Genomic DNA, 14,854 nt, shown 5'->3' on the forward strand with positions numbered 1-14,854 from the left:
CGTTTTATAGAAGCTTCAATTACTGCCATTCGGGTAGTAATTGAAGCTTTTTTATTACAGTTTGTTGAAACAGTATTATAGCTTAATGACTTTGCACGTGCATTGTTGAAAGGAGTGACAGGTAAAGTATATGCCTGCCATCAGCCGCTGTCGATACTGGTCTAAAATATTACCAGAAGCGATTACCAGGTTCTAAAAAACGGCGAACTTCTTTAGATTGTGTTTTAAACCAAGTTTATCTATGTTGCCTATCACCGGCACTGAAAGTGCCCTGATGCAATCGGCGTTAAATTTTTTACCCGAATATGTTTTGATGTAAACTTTGCGTCAACGCCATAAGCAGCAGAGAGCTCACAAACAAGCAAGTCGCCTTCACTGTAAGAGTTAATTCCTGAAAGCGCATTCTGATGATTAAAGCCATCCATGCTATTACCATGTAAATCGTCAAGCTCAAAATCAATAAGGCAATGTTTGACGAGCTCAAAATGCCTTCCTTTTACTTTGCTGGTCATTTCGAAAGCATACAGCCGAAATTCCATGCTGGGACTACCTTCTTTAAATCCCTTTGAAAGTTAATAGAAAGTACTTCTGCATCATGAAAAGTGGGCCAATAACCGAAATGGTCGATTATTAAACGAGCATTTAATATGTGCTCTTCTTCCTTAAATTCCATTTGGCGATTGATTTAAATGCCTATGATCAATTTATTGCTTTAAGGACTGCGTTATTATTTAGTCGAATAGGTTGTTGACCACAGAAAAGGCTGACCTTTCTTGCTTGTTAATATTTCACGTTAATCAATACTCACCCGCTTCATACCTTCTCTTCCGTAAAAGACGGGGAAATACATCATTTCCGCTTTGGCGGGGTTGAGCTGATAGCTGCCGGTAAATTTTGGAAGCAGTGGTATGGAAAAAGTGTATGTGCCCTTGGTTAGCTTCGTACAAAATATGCTCACCTTGTGCTTGAAATACTCGCGGTGCACTTCGTTGTTGCGCCAGGATTGCGGCTTATCGCGGTAGCTGCAACCGGCAGGAATGGGCACTTCTATCATTACATAATCCGCATCGGCTTTCACCGTCACTGTAACTTCAAGATCAACTGGGTTGCCTGCTTTAAGCGTTGGTGCTGCGGCGCTGTCTTTTGCAAATGCTGTTGTAACTATAAAGTCGCTGGCAACTTTTTGTGGGTGGCGGTTCCAGTGTTGGCTGTATGCCGTGAAGTAAACCGGCAGGTCACCCGTTTTTTGTATGGTCAGTGCATCGCTGTTGTTTATTTCGGTTGCAAAAGGAAATGTTGAAACCTGGATATTGTCTTTACCCATAATCGTTAAGCTTGCCGGGCGGGGCAACGAATCGTTGCGCAGCAGGTCGGGCAGAATCGTTTCCATGATGAGCGACGACTCATAAGTATTGCGCCATTGCCCGCTGCTGCGTTGCTCCAGAAAATAGTTGCGCATTTGTTGCAGCTCTTTTGCGTAGCCACCAGCTTGCCGCAACATTTTATATACCAGTATTGTGTGCTGCATGGAATTGTTGAAAAAGCGATAGCCTTCGTCACCCCAGTAAATATTGCCCATCATGGTGCGTTGCTTTTGTTTCAGCAAGCTGTCGAGGTTTAATTGCAACCCGGTTTTTTGTTCCTGTTCCATCAGCCTTAAACGTGCATAGCCATCATCCAGTGTTGAATCCTTTTGCAGTTCATCGAGGTATTTGCCGTAATCGATTTTAGCATGCAACGCATTTAATATGCTCAGGCCATCCAGCTTTTCAATCCCGCTGCTTGTTGCTACTTTTAACACCAAATGATCGATCAGAGGTTGTTTAACTAGGTTGATCTTGAAGCCCATATATTCCGCTTCCAGTAAGGCTTCCAAGGCATGCCTGCTGATCCAAAATTCCGGTTGGCTATTGCCCCACCAGCCCCAAAGCTTGTTTGCCGCTTTCCCTTTGTTCAGCCGGCTGATGATTTCATTAATCTCCCCATCCCGATTAAACGTTTGGTGGAGATAACCGGCTACCTTTTTTTGCGCCAGCAAAGCTTTTAGTTTGGATGCCAACTGCTCGTTGCAGTAGTATTCATACCTCCGAATTTGTTCTGTTTCATCAAGTATAACAGGCAGAACCGAGGATGCGGCAAACAGTTTTACCGGGCCATCTATGGCGGGAAATTGAAGTGTGAAGGCAGTGTCGCCCTCCAATGCCGCAAACATACCCTTGGTTTCCAAAGTACCCGGCCGGATCAATGGGATGGTCCGCTCTTCGCCATCAAAATAACCGTCTTCTTTTTGTATGGTGTACTTGAACTTCATGGAATCGCGGTGCGGTGTAACCACTGCAAAGGTGTCGATCCATGCACTTTTAAGTTTGATTCTTTGTTGTGTTGCTGCGGAGTCGTTCACGCTGAAGCTGCGCAACAATTGCACGCTATCCGGCAGGTAATGTTGTGTTTTTGCAATAATGTTGGCAGAGTCGTTCCAAGTGAGGAATTGCGGCAAATTGATCGTGCCGCTCAGCGCTTTAAATGCTTTGACGGTTGATTCAGTAAAGCCTGATTTTTTTTTGCCATCCATGGCAATGGCAAAACCCCGCCAACTGGTAATGTCATCGGGAAAGGTGGTAGTAAATGTTGCACGCCCAGTTGCATCAGTTACCAGCCTTGGCTGCCAGTACGCATAATCACGGAAATTACTGCGCAGGGAATATTGTTGCACCATTTCGGTTGCTGCCGATTGATCGCCTTGTTTTTTGGTAGTGATCACCAGTACACCGGCGGCTGCAGCAGCACCATAGATGGCCGTTGCCGATGCATCTTTCAACACCGACATGCTGGCAATGGTTGCAGGATCGATATTTTCCAGGCTGCCACTAAATGGCCTGCCGTCTACAATGATGAGCGGTTTGCTTGCAGCATCGGCCGAGGCTAATCCGCGTATATTAATGCCGGCTACCTTTCCGGATAGGGTATTGCCCAAATTTGTTACGCTTATAGAGCTGGTTACGTTTGATTTCCTTTGTATACCATAGCCCACTACCACTACTTCCGCCAACGATTGCCTGGCGGTCAATAGGCTCAACTCCAGAAAGTCTGCCTGCACGTTTACTTCCGCAGAAGTGTATCCTACTGCGGAAACAACCAGTGTTGCATTCTTGGGTACGAGTAAGCTAAAATAACCCGCGTAATCGGTGATGGTGCCCAAACGGGAGCCCTTGATTATTACAATAGCACCAACGATAGGTTTTTGCGCACCATCCAACACCCGCCCTTCGGCACGCTGCGTTAATAGTGAGCTGTCCAGGTATACAGCGTGAAAGGTCTCTTTAATCTCATTGGCATCTCCTGCGGCATCCATTATTCGGGCAAGCTCACGGTTGTTGATGATGGCCGCAATGCGCATCGAAGTGCTATCCTTGGCTTTTGGAGCAAGGCCATCTATCGTATAAAAATTGGTTCCGTCGGCGGCAACCTGCAGGTGCTCCTGTATAAAATAAGCATCACCACGAAACAGCAACATTAGCCGGTATTGGCCTGGCTTCAGGTGACCAAGATTTCTTTCGGCACCTTTATAAATGCGAATAAAGTTTGGGTCGTCGTTGCGAAATAAAATGATGTTTTTAATGGCCAGCGTCGCTTTCGTGCTATCCGGCGCAATCGCAATTTGCAGCTTGCCGTTGCCGCCTTTTGGCAAACGTGGATTGTAAAATAAATTACTATTGGCACTGCGGTCATCGAGGTATTGTTGCCAAAGCGTATCGATTTCTTTTTCCGTCAATACATAGTCGCTAAAGTTAGCAGGTGGCGTGTAGTGCGGCAGGTGTTTTGAAAAAAGTTCATTGCCGGTCCATTTTTGTCGCACAAAACCTTCCCTGATCCGGTACTGAAAACCTCCTTCTACCTCGAAATTTTGGCGGAAATTATTTTTTGCCACAAGTGCTGCATCGCCAGGGAGCAGTGGCCCGACCAGTTGCAGTGTCTCACCAAGTTTATTTGTTGCTTTTCCAATATTCAGCGAAAATGTTTTGGCTCCCTGTTGCACATAAACCGGCTTTTCGCCATAGTTGTTTTCAACCAAAATCATGTAACGGGTCCACAGGTCTTGTTCGTGGCGGGTAAGTGTATCCGGTGCTTTTACAATCCGCACGTATTTGTTGGCAGTATCTGCATTGATCGAGAAAAAAGTTTTCATTCCTTTTTCTGCCCAAATGCTATCCACATGTATGATCTTGTTTGCAGTGCGCAGCCGTATTGCATGTTTGGCCGGTGCCACGGCAAAACTGTAACGCTGCAACTGTTGCGCCTTGCTGAAGAACACTGGTTGTTCGTCGATATATAACAGGTGTATGGGTTGCAACGCGCCGTCCTGCACTACAAAAGGCGCAATCTGGGTGATGCTATCTATTGCAGGTTCATGGTTGCGGTAAATAGAATCGGGGTATAAAAAGCGATAGTATTCGATTGTGTCCAGCGCCAGTTCGCGGCTCCATTTTTCCCATTGCAGCTTTTGTTGAATGACGGGGCTGTTGCCATCCCCAAGGCTTATGCTATTTCGGCCCGAACGTGTCCCATACATGCGGCCGAAATATGGCACATGGGGTGGCTGCACATGTTGGAATTTATGTGTAAAAGCATATGCAGTCACATCAACGTTGGGAACTGGATTTCCTCTAGCATCCTTAACCTGTATGGCTATCTCCGTTTGTTGTCCGGGGTAAACAACATTCGGTTGTTCCACCGACAGGTGCAATAATTTGTCCTGGAACGGAATAGGATATTCTTTGGTAAATGTTTCATCGCCCGCAACAAACTGCAGCGATAAATAACAGGTTTTTGCAGTATTTGTTTTGCCGATATAAAACAACGTATCGCTGGTGCCGCGCATAACAGGTCGGTTGCCGGCAAACAACGTATACCACATTGGTAGCTTGTGTTGGTTATCCACTTTTATCCAAACAGAATCGTGTGTACGTACTGCCGGGCAGGATACCATTTGGTCGGCATTGGGAACAGTAAATGAATCGGTCAGGTCACCAGTCGATACGCTATATTGGTGCACGTAAGGTTGGTATTTGAGCGCAGCGGGCAATGATACCTGCGCGACTTGAACCGTGTCGCCGCTTTGATTAAGCATTACCAATTCAGCAGATGCTTGCGTAGCTATTCCCGAAGTTTTCAGTGCTATGTGCAAACTGTCGGACTTCAGTTGAAAAGTAATTTTTTCACGCCGGTGGTGATATCGCTGCCGAAGCGTTTGAGTATGCAGTTCGTTATTGCTGTTGCGGAAAGAAACTGCAATGATGTAGTTAAATGATGCTGCGGGGAAAATGGTATCAGGAATGGTGATTTTTGTTTCACCAACGGCTTCTAAATTTTGATTGTGCCGCCACAGCGTGTCAGGCAGAAATACTTTTTGCGCATGCAACTGCTGATCATTGTCCAGTGCGATCACGTCGATCGTTACGCGTCCATCTGGCACTGCCAGTCCGTTTTCATCCGTTGCTTTCAGGAAAATGGAAATTTCCTCACCGCGGTGGTGTTCGTTTTTGTCCGCCCGGGCTAAAAAGGTGGTGTTGGTCAATTCATATTCTTCATAACGAAAATTGCCGCGCAGCAGCACTTTTCGTTCCATGGCATATTCATCTTCGTCCAGGTCGCCGTCGTATTTAGAGAGGTCGTATTTCCTGCTGCGTTGTTCTTCAAGTGTCAGCAAAAGGGCCTGATCCAATTCCAGTTCCAACCGTTCATTTAATACAAATGATCCAGCGTAACCGCCTTTGCGGTATGGCTTGAGTGTTGTAAGAATGGTATCGGTTAGAAAAGACCGATCGGTCAGGCGTAGCAACAATTCACGGTCCAACGGTTTTCCTTTGCGGGTAGTGATAAATGCCTTGATGTGTACAGTGTCGCCCGGTTTATATACAGGTTTATTGAAGGCCATATACCCCTTGATTTTTCGCTCCCATTTTGTACGCGACTGGAAGTAGCTGTAATAGCGGTACCGCTGTTGCCGTTTCTTAAAAATGTTCCCGATTGACTTCACCCGAAGAATATCAAGTGCCCTGGTCCAAATTGGATTTCGGCTTGCAGTGTTTTTAATTTCTGAACAATGCAGCGTATTCTGGTAGTAAACTTCTAGTCGTCCGGACCGGCGGCTGCCGTTCGAACGATACGTTTGTGTTTTTTCATCAAAACGGAGCTTTTTACCTGCCAGCAACACGTCTGCGTTATTTATGGCCTGGCCATCATTGTGATGCACCAACACTGCTACGTCGTTCTTATTGTTCAACACCTTTACCTGCACGGCATGTACCGTCGTTAGCTTGTACACGAGTTTATTTTCCGCAGCGTGCATCAACAGGTAATTTCCGCTGGGGAGTGTGGGCATTTTGCTACCGGTTGCAAACGAATCTAATAGCGTATGCAGCATTGCTGCGGGCTTTGACGCAGTGCCTTTTTTATGAATTGCCAGTGCTTCTTTTGGAGTGAGTTGGTACACGTATGTGTAAGCACTGTTTCTTTTACTGCCGGAAAGGTTTTGTTGGGCATGACAAAAAAGGGCAAGCAATAAAGAAAAGAATGTAAGGCAAATTCTCATAAAGCAGGTGTTGGTTGGTTGCAGTCGGCCGGATGGAAAGTTAAGAAAACGAACTCATTTTTTGGTGGTATACACTGAACGCATGACCAAACACGAGGATGCCATCGATTGCTATATCCCGAGCACAAAAAATTTTCTAGACAGGTTCGGCAAAAATTAGTGTTGCAAATTTTGGAATAGGCTAGATAGATGGCGCCGTGGAAATAAACAATAAACGCATTTGCTTAAACCGGATAATCTTTAGCTTTAAGCAATATGAGCCAAACAATGATTCGATGGGGTATTATTGGTTGCGGCGATGTTACGGAAGTAAAAAGCGGACCTGCTTTCAATAAAGTACCCGATTCAAAACTGGTGGCCGTGATGCGCCGCAATGCGGATAAGGCAGCGGACTATGCCCGGCGGCACGGCGTGGACCGCTGGTACAGTGATGCCGCACGCCTCATCAACGACCCGGAAGTAAATGCCGTTTATATTGCAACGCCGCCCTTGCAGCACGAGGAATATACCGTGGCAGCACTGCGTGCAGGCAAACCGGTGTATGTAGAAAAACCCATGGCTGTTAGTGCGGCCGCTGCCGCCCGAATGGCGCAGGTGGCTAAGGAAACAGGCCTGAAACTTTCTGTGGCCCATTACCGCAGGGCACAGCCGCTGTACCTGAAAATTAAATCGCTGATTGCGGAAGGCGCAATCGGCGTTCCGCGGCTGGTGCAACTGCAATGTTTGCAACCCCACCAGGGCAACTTGGTTGCCCATACCGAAGAACCCTGGCGCTACAATCCCGCAATTTCTGGCGGCGGCTTGTTGCACGACCTGGCCCCGCACCAGCTGGACCTGATGCTCCATTTTTTTGGCGCTCATGAAGTTGCGTCGGGGTACTCGTTTAACGGTGCAAATTTGTATCCTGCCGCTGATACAACTATTGGCCAGGCAGTGTTTCCCGGCCCGGTTGCATTCGCCGGGTCTTGGTGTTTTTCCGCCGGTCAAAAACGCGACGAATGTGAAATATTCGGTACCGAGGGCTCTATCAAATTTTCATTTTTCACACACCAGCCCCTGGTGCTTAATAGCGGCGGAGGCGAGCAACAATTTTTATTCAATCCACTGCCGCATGTACAACAGCCTATGATACAAAAGGTGGTCGATTATTTTTTAGACACAAGTGAAAATCCATGTTCTGCAGAGGACGGGGTAACAGTGATGCAAATGATCGAAGTAATGGCAGGAGATAAAGCCGTTAAGTAGAAAACGCTGTTCAAAAAATCACCTATTGAGTTTGTGCTGCACGATTATTTGTGAAGTCGGAAATGGTCTGCATTTAATTAAAGACTTTGTGAACCCTGCAATGGCAAATGTTTAAAAGTCAAGATTACCGCAAAAGTTTGCTGGAAGTTGTTGCAAGGATAATGCCCGCTGTGAGGTTTCGAAGGATCAATTTTTTGTAATAGACTAAATAGTGTGCTTTGCTTTATATTACGCAACTCGTTTACATCATTCCCGGGCAGGAAAAAGTGTTTGATGAATTCGAACAAATAGCCATACCGCAGATAGCGCAGTACAACGGGCAACTTTTATTCCGTTTGCGGCCGGAGCGGAGTGCATTCATTGAAGCTTCCATCGAGGAGCCATACGAAATTCATATTGCCACTTTTCCATCGCAAGAGGACTTTGAAAATTATAAAAACGACAAGGAGCGGCGGACATTTCTGCACCTTAAAGAACAGTCGGTGAAGGCCACGATTCTAATTCAAGGTGTACGCTTGTAAATGTTTAAAAAATGGTTCGAAAAGACAGCACTATTTGACTATCAGTTGCATTAAAATATGGGAGGCAGAAATGGTTCTAAAAAGAAACAGGTGACCTTACTTAAGATCACCTGTTATCCGATTCTGTGCCCAGGACTGGATTCGAACCAGCACACCTCGCGGCGCCGCCACCTGAAGACGGTGCGTCTACCAATTTCGCCACCTGGGCAACTTGCTTAAAGCGTTGTGCTTTACGGCGTTGGGAGTGCAAATATAGGAGGCCCAGTTGAAAATAAAACAAAATGGTGCGAAATTATTTTTCGCTCTTTTTGCTCAATAATAAAATGCCGGCCAGTACCAGTCCGGTGCCGGCAATTTGCTGCCAAAAAATGGGTTCGCCCAAAAAATAATGTGCCTGCACAATGGTTGACACCGGGCCAATGGAAGAAATAATGGCTACGTTGCTCGAGCCGATTTTTTTCATGCCGGCCGAAATAAGGTAGGAGGGAATAACCGTAGCAATAATCGCTAGTGCGGGCCCATATATCCACAAACTCATGCCCTGGCCCAGCGCAGTGTAATTGCCCCTAATCACATAGTGCAATAAAATGCCGCCCGTTGCGGCCAGCATAGCATATGATGTAAACCGGTTGGCGCCTACCTGCGGAATGATGCGGCCGCTGCCTGAAATGTAAATGGCGTAAGTGATGGCACACAAAAAAACCAGCCCCGAACCCAGGAAGAAATTTGGATTGGCGCTATCCAATTCCAGTTCACCAAAAAATGCAAGGATGATGCCGGCATAAGTAAGTGCAACCGCCATCCATTGGCGCAGCAACATTTTTTGCTTAAATACAATGCTGTTGATCAAAAGCGAGAATGTAGGATACAAAAACAAGATGAGCCGTTCGAGCCCCGCGGAAATATATTGCAGGCCCATGAAATCGAACAGGCTGCTCAGGTAGTAACCAAATAATCCCAGCACCAATACAATGCGCCATTGCCTGCCGGTGAGCGGTTGGCTGCCTTCGCTATTGTTGATCCAAAAGGCAGCAGCTAGGTAAAAGGGCAACGCACAGATCATGCGCACTGCAAGCAATGACAGCGCATCGACCGATGTGCCGGCAAAAGCCAGTTTTACAAATATGGCTTTGGTGGAAAAAAGCAACGAGCCCAGCAACGCTAATAAAAACCCGGAAGACCTGATGTTCTGGACCATGCTTTTTTAAGATAGAACGTGTGTTGAATGAGGCAGCGATAAGTAAAAAGACAAAATGCAAAAGTCAAAAAATGTGCAGCAGAAAGGATGAATTTTTCAGCAGTTCATTTTGCCAATGCGTAAAGTTTTTCTTATTCAATACAAATAAAAAAATGGCCGGTTAACGATTGGAAAACACTTTACTCACCGGCCATTTTGTAACTATTTAAAATTTGTTCATTGAGATAATTACAACTGCCAGCCGCAACTACACCGCTACATTAAAATCACGGAGTGCATCGTTCAGGCTGGTCTTCAAATCCGTGCTGGCTTTGCGCTGCCCGATGATCAGGGCGCAAGGCACGCCATATTCACCTGCGGGGAATTTTTTGTTATACGATCCGGGGATCACCACGCTGCGGGCGGGCACTACACCCTTATGTTCTACCGGCTCCGATCCGCTTACATCAATGATCTTGGTGCTTTTGGTCAATACCACGTTGGCGCCCAATACAGCTTCACGTTCTACACGTACGCCTTCCACGACAATGCTGCGGGAACCCAAAAAGCAACCATCTTCGATGATCACCGGCGCTGCTTGCAACGGCTCCAATACACCGCCAATGCCTACACCGCCACTCAGGTGCACGTTCTTGCCAATTTGCGCACAGCTGCCCACGGTAGCCCATGTGTCTACCATGGTGCCTTCATCTACATAAGCACCAATATTTACATAGGATGGCATCAACACCACGTTCTTGGCAATAAAAGCGCCATAGCGTGCAGTGGCCGGTGGTACGGCTCGAACACCCAGTTCTTTAAACCCTTTTTTCAACAACATTTTGTCGTAAAACTCAAAAGGCTGCATCTCCCAGGTTTGCATGGGCTGAATGCCAAAATACAGCAGGATGGCCTGCTTTACCCATTCGTTTACTACCCAGCCCTCGCCAGTGGGTTCGGCCACGCGTAGCCCGCCTTTATCCACTGCTTCAATTACGGTTCGTATGGCTTCCTGTGTGTCGGCCTGCTGCAGCAAGTCGCGGTTGGCCCATGCCTGGGCAATTGATTCCTGTAGGTTCATGTTGGTATGCTTTTTAGCCTGCGGCCGCGCCACTGTTGTTTTAAAAAATTAATGCGGGCCGAAGCATAGATTTGCAAACTTAATTCAACCCGGACAAAGGCGGTGATCACATTTATCGAACACCTGATATATGAACCTAGGATTTGATGCAAAACGGTATTTCCACAACCCCACCGGTTTGGGCAATTATAGCCGAACGCTGGTGAACGGGCTGGCGGCACTGTACCCGCAGCATCAATATTTTTTGTTCAATCCAAAGCCAACACAAAGGTTTGCAATGCCGCCGAACATGCCATTGGTGGAGGTGATGCCCCGGGGCTGGTTTAACCGAACTTTTTCATCGTACTGGCGCAGCCGCGGTATTGTAGCAGATATAGAAAAAAGGAACATTGCTCTCTATCATGGCCTTAGCCACGAAATCCCTGTTGGCTTGGATGAAACTGGCATAAAATCAATCGTAACCGTGCACGACCTGATTTTTGAACGCTACCCGCATCAATACGGTAAATACGAAGTGCTGGTGCACCGGCGCAAAATTCAACATGCCTGCCGCCACGCCAATGCCGTGATTGCCATCAGTGAACAGACCAAGAAAGATTTGGTGGAATTATATCGTGTGCCGGCACAAAAGATTGCGGTCTGCTACCAAAGCTGCGATCCCATTTTTGCAGCAGTTGCGCCGGTTGAACAAAAAGAAGCTGTGCGAAAAGCATACGGCCTGCCTCAGGATTTTTTTCTTTACGTTGGGTCAATCATTGAACGGAAAAACCTGTTGCGCATTTGCATGGCAATGAAGGAAACGGGAGATGATTTTCGGTTACCCCTGGTAGTGGTTGGCACGGGCAAAAAATATGCACAACAGGTAAAAAATTATTTGCAAAAGGCCGGATTGGCGGATCGCGTGTTGTTTACCTCTACGATGCAGCCTGCCAGCAAAGAGGCCGATTTAAAGCATACCAGCAATCTTGCCACGCTTTACCAAATGGCCACCGGTTTTATATACCCTTCGCTTTTTGAAGGATTCGGCATCCCGGTGCTGGAAGCTATGTGGAGCGGGGCGCCGGTGATTACTTCCAATACATCCTGCCTGCCCGAAACTGCGGGCAACGCAGCGCTTTTGGTCGATCCGTTAAATGTTTCCGACATGGCTGCAGCAATGGTGCGGCTGCAAAATGATGCTGCGCTGCGCCAAACCCTGGTTGCAAAAGGAAAATCGCAGGCGCAACAATTTTCGTTGGAACAGTGCACTCGTTCTGTAATGAATGTTTACGAGCAAATAATAACACATGGAAGCCTTTGAACACGACATACAACAATGCCTGGAAGTGCTCCACAACGGCGGCTTGATCTTGTACCCCACGGATACCATCTGGGGCATTGGCTGCGATGCTACTCATGAAGCAGCTGTGCAAAAAGTATATGCGTTAAAAAACCGTGCGGAAAGCAAAAGCCTGATCGTGTTGCTGGCCGATGAACGGGACGTGTTGCGATACGTGGCTGCTCCCGACCTGGCCGTGTTTGATTATGTGGCAACGCAGGAGCGGCCCACTACCATTATTTTTGATGGTGCGCTGGGATTGGCTTCCAACATGGTGGCCGATGATGGTTCGGTAGGTATACGCCTGGTGCAGGATACATTTTGCCGGCACCTCATCAAGCGTTTTCGCAAGCCGCTGGTTTCTACTTCAGCAAACATCAGCGGCGATCCTTCGCCGGCACATTTTGGCCAAATCACTGATGCAATAAAAACCGGTGTTGACTACGTGGTACAGTGGCGACAGGAAGAAACAACTGCCGCACAGCCTTCGCAAATTATTCGTTGGGTGGATGGTGCGGTGCAGCGCCTTCGATGAACCGGTGATTTGTATGATTTGAAAGCATTAAAAGGACAGTAATATTTTGGTTTTGCAAGCAAGCAAGTAAGACAGAAGTGTGCCGCCATTCTTAGATCACATGCATTTCGATGCAGGTTCACGCATCAGTCGAACTAAGTTTGAACGTTTGCGGCAGCCATTTTCCCGCTGCCTTTTCACTTAATTTTCTTTTTAATCATTCTCAATCCTTTAAATCACCGGTTCCCAAATCACCGGTTCCGTTATATTTTTGCGCCGATGGATATTCCCTGCTCCGAGTATGAGAAAATGGTGTTTAAAAAAATAGCAAAAGCCGCAGCGACCCTGCAAGTGCCCTGCTATTTGATCGGTGGTTTTGTTCGGGATAAAATATTGAGCCGCCCCACCAAAGACGCCGATTTTGTGTGTGTAGGCAACGGGCTGGAACTAGCGCAGGAAGCCGCCAAACAATTTCGGCCAAAGCCCAGCGTGCAATTATTTAAACATTACGGCACCGCGCAAATGCGCCTCAGCGAGGGCTTTGACCTGGAGTTTGTGGGAGCCCGCAGGGAAAGTTACCAATCCGAAAGCCGCAATCCGGATGTGGAACCCGGCACATTGGAAGACGACCAGAACCGCCGCGATTTTACCATTAATGCCCTGGCTGTTTCGCTAAACGAAGCCGATTATGGAACGCTGATCGATCCGTTCAACGGGCTGGAAGACCTGAAGAACTGCGTGCTGAAAACACCCCTCGATCCGGACCAGACTTTTAGCGACGACCCGCTGCGCATGATGCGCGGGGTAAGGTTTGCGGCGCAACTGCGTTTTCAAATCGACCCTGACACGCTGGCTGCAGTTAAACGCAACCGGGAACGGATTCGCATCATTACGCAGGAGCGCATCACCGACGAATTGAATAAAATTGTGCTGAGCCCGAAGCCGTCCATTGGCTTTGATCATTTGTATAAAACCGGTTTGCTGCAGATCATTTTCCCCGAAATGGCGGCGCTGTCCGGCGCACAATACATTGACGGTAAAGGGCACAAAGACAATTTCTACCACACCCTGCAGGTGTTGGATAATGTGGCCGAACGCAGCACCAGCCTGTGGCTGCGCTGGGCTGCTATTTTACATGATATCGGTAAACCAGCCACCAAGCGCTTCGAAGAAGGCCATGGCTGGACCTTTCATGGACACGAGGTGGTGGGCGGCCGCATGGTGCCCAAAATATTCAACAAGATGCGCCTGCCCTTGGGCGAACCAATGAAATATGTGCAAAAGCTGGTGGAGCTGCACCTGCGGCCCATCGGGCTTTCAAAAGAAGACATTACCGACTCGGCCATGCGGCGGCTGTTGTTTGATGCAGGCAATGATTTCGACGACCTGATGATCCTTTGCGAATCGGACATTACCTCGAAAAACCCGCATAAAGTGCGGCGTTACCTCGAAAATTTTAACCTGGTGCGGAAGCGCTGCACCGAGGTGGAAGAAAGTGACCGGGTACGCAACTGGCAGCCGCCGGTGTCGGGTGAACAGATCATGCAAACCTTTGGTATTGGGCCATCTAAACCGGTTGGGGTTATTAAAACTGCCATCCGCGAAGCCATCCTCGATGGCGTTATTGCCAACGATTACGAGGCCGCTTTCCGCTTTATGTTGCAAAAAGGGGAGGAGTTGGGCTTACAGCCGGTACAGTAATTGTGAAAACCCTATTTTTGAAACCCACTAAGCCCCCCCGACTACATGGCAATCTTACGGTTCCGGATTTATTTTGAAGAAGACGATAGCGTGTACCGAGATGTATCCATCCGGCATACCCAGAATTTTTTGGACCTGCACGAAGCGATTCTAAAAGCATTTGAGTTTGACAGCAAACATGCAGCAACGTTTCACCGCAGCAACGACAACTGGCAACGCGGTCGCGAAATTTCGCTGCAGGTGTACGAAAAAGCCTACAAAGCTGCGCCGCTGATGATGTCGGAAACCGCCATTGGTTCCGAGATCCGCGACCCGAACCAGAAGTTTATTTACGTGTACGATTTTGCCAAGAACTGGACGTTCCTGGTGGAGTTGATTAACGTGTCGAAGGAGGAAAATCCAAAGCTTACCTACCCCGCCGTTGTACGCAAGGAGGGCATACCACCTAGCCAGTATGGAACCAAAAGCTTGCTGGGCGAAAAGTTTGCGGATGTAGAAGAAAAATACGATCTCGGGAAAGATGCAGAAGGCTTTGGCACCGAAGGCGACGATGGAGATAGCGACGACTCGGGCACCGAAGAGATGGGTAGCGAAGAACGTGGCGACGAATTTTAGTGTACGGCGAAAAATAAATGTATTCGATTGCACAAAGATTTCTTTGTGCATCTTTTTTTATGGGATGATGTGTTGAAAAACTTCGCACCG

At 47.6% G+C, this 14,854-nt stretch carries 10 protein-coding genes and 1 tRNA gene; 6 read left to right on the forward strand and 5 right to left on the reverse strand.

All coding sequences use genetic code 11. The features are described 5' to 3' along the window. Nucleotides 1–251: 251 nt before the first annotated feature. Both EPD17_RS10970 and EPD17_RS10975 read right to left on the reverse strand, forming a co-directional pair. A complete protein-coding gene (locus EPD17_RS10970) occupies nt 252–539 on the reverse strand; it encodes a hypothetical protein (RefSeq protein WP_132054179.1) in 288 nt (95 codons plus the stop codon). Between the two features lie 254 nt (nt 540–793). Beyond that, on the reverse strand, nt 794–6,592 hold the full coding sequence (locus tag EPD17_RS10975) for an alpha-2-macroglobulin family protein (protein ID WP_132054181.1): 5,799 nt from the start codon (nt 6,590–6,592) through the stop codon (nt 794–796). A gap of 255 nt (nt 6,593–6,847) precedes the next feature. On the opposite strand from EPD17_RS10975, the gene EPD17_RS10980 reads away from it, so the two are divergent. Next, nucleotides 6,848–7,837, forward strand: a complete 990-nt coding sequence (locus tag EPD17_RS10980; RefSeq protein WP_204743135.1) for a Gfo/Idh/MocA family protein — start codon at nt 6,848–6,850, stop codon at nt 7,835–7,837. A gap of 218 nt (nt 7,838–8,055) precedes the next feature. Continuing rightward, nucleotides 8,056–8,358, forward strand: a complete 303-nt coding sequence (locus EPD17_RS10985; protein ID WP_132054183.1) for a DUF1330 domain-containing protein — start codon at nt 8,056–8,058, stop codon at nt 8,356–8,358. Nucleotides 8,359–8,484: 126 nt separating this feature from the next. Here EPD17_RS10985 and EPD17_RS10990 read toward each other — a convergent pair. The 3 genes from EPD17_RS10990 to EPD17_RS11000 all read right to left on the reverse strand — a co-directional run bounded on the left by EPD17_RS10990 (nt 8,485) and on the right by EPD17_RS11000 (nt 10,616). Then, nucleotides 8,485–8,566, reverse strand: a tRNA-Leu gene (locus tag EPD17_RS10990). Between the two features lie 84 nt (nt 8,567–8,650). Further along, nucleotides 8,651–9,556 carry a DMT family transporter gene (locus EPD17_RS10995; protein WP_132054185.1) on the reverse strand — a complete coding sequence of 302 codons (906 nt, stop codon included), beginning with the start codon at nt 9,554–9,556 and terminating at the stop codon, nt 8,651–8,653. A gap of 247 nt (nt 9,557–9,803) precedes the next feature. Next, complete coding sequence (locus EPD17_RS11000; protein ID WP_132054187.1) at nt 9,804–10,616, reverse strand: 2,3,4,5-tetrahydropyridine-2,6-dicarboxylate N-succinyltransferase; 813 nt, start codon at nt 10,614–10,616, stop codon at nt 9,804–9,806. Nucleotides 10,617–10,746: 130 nt separating this feature from the next. On the opposite strand from EPD17_RS11000, the gene EPD17_RS11005 reads away from it, so the two are divergent. The 4 genes from EPD17_RS11005 to EPD17_RS11020 all read left to right on the forward strand — a co-directional run bounded on the left by EPD17_RS11005 (nt 10,747) and on the right by EPD17_RS11020 (nt 14,764). Beyond that, a complete protein-coding gene (locus EPD17_RS11005; RefSeq protein WP_132054189.1) occupies nt 10,747–11,916 on the forward strand; it encodes a glycosyltransferase family 4 protein in 1,170 nt (389 codons plus the stop codon). Further along, nucleotides 11,903–12,469, forward strand: a complete 567-nt coding sequence (locus EPD17_RS11010; protein WP_132054191.1) for an L-threonylcarbamoyladenylate synthase — start codon at nt 11,903–11,905, stop codon at nt 12,467–12,469. The genes EPD17_RS11005 and EPD17_RS11010 overlap by 14 nt, the downstream gene beginning before the upstream one ends. A 258-nt stretch (nt 12,470–12,727) precedes the next feature. Continuing rightward, nucleotides 12,728–14,149, forward strand: coding sequence for a CCA tRNA nucleotidyltransferase (locus EPD17_RS11015; RefSeq protein WP_132054193.1), 1,422 nt, complete (start codon nt 12,728–12,730; stop codon nt 14,147–14,149). Nucleotides 14,150–14,194: 45 nt separating this feature from the next. After that, a complete protein-coding gene (locus EPD17_RS11020) occupies nt 14,195–14,764 on the forward strand; it encodes an IS1096 element passenger TnpR family protein (protein ID WP_132054195.1) in 570 nt (189 codons plus the stop codon). The last annotated feature ends 90 nt before the right edge of the window (nt 14,765–14,854 follow it).

The organism is Pseudocnuella soli (assembly GCF_004347775.1).
GTDB lineage: Bacteria > Bacteroidota > Bacteroidia > Chitinophagales > Chitinophagaceae > Flavisolibacter > Flavisolibacter aquaticus.

Excerpts from the sequence above, each read along its gene's own strand:
- EPD17_RS11020 (WP_132054195.1), top strand. The coding sequence starts at position 14,195 with ATGGCAATCTTACGGTTCCGGATTTATTTTGAAGAAGACGATAGCGTG.
- EPD17_RS11005 (WP_132054189.1), top strand. The coding sequence starts at position 10,747 with ATGAACCTAGGATTTGATGCAAAACGGTATTTCCACAACCCCACCGGT.
- EPD17_RS11010 (WP_132054191.1), top strand. The coding sequence starts at position 11,903 with ATGGAAGCCTTTGAACACGACATACAACAATGCCTGGAAGTGCTCCAC.
- EPD17_RS10980 (WP_204743135.1), top strand. The coding sequence starts at position 6,848 with ATGAGCCAAACAATGATTCGATGGGGTATTATTGGTTGCGGCGATGTT.
- EPD17_RS10995 (WP_132054185.1), bottom strand. The coding sequence starts at position 9,556 with ATGGTCCAGAACATCAGGTCTTCCGGGTTTTTATTAGCGTTGCTGGGC.
- EPD17_RS10975 (WP_132054181.1), bottom strand. The coding sequence starts at position 6,592 with ATGAGAATTTGCCTTACATTCTTTTCTTTATTGCTTGCCCTTTTTTGT.
- EPD17_RS11015 (WP_132054193.1), top strand. The coding sequence starts at position 12,728 with ATGGATATTCCCTGCTCCGAGTATGAGAAAATGGTGTTTAAAAAAATA.
- EPD17_RS10970 (WP_132054179.1), bottom strand. The coding sequence starts at position 539 with ATGGAATTTCGGCTGTATGCTTTCGAAATGACCAGCAAAGTAAAAGGA.
- EPD17_RS11000 (WP_132054187.1), bottom strand. The coding sequence starts at position 10,616 with ATGAACCTACAGGAATCAATTGCCCAGGCATGGGCCAACCGCGACTTG.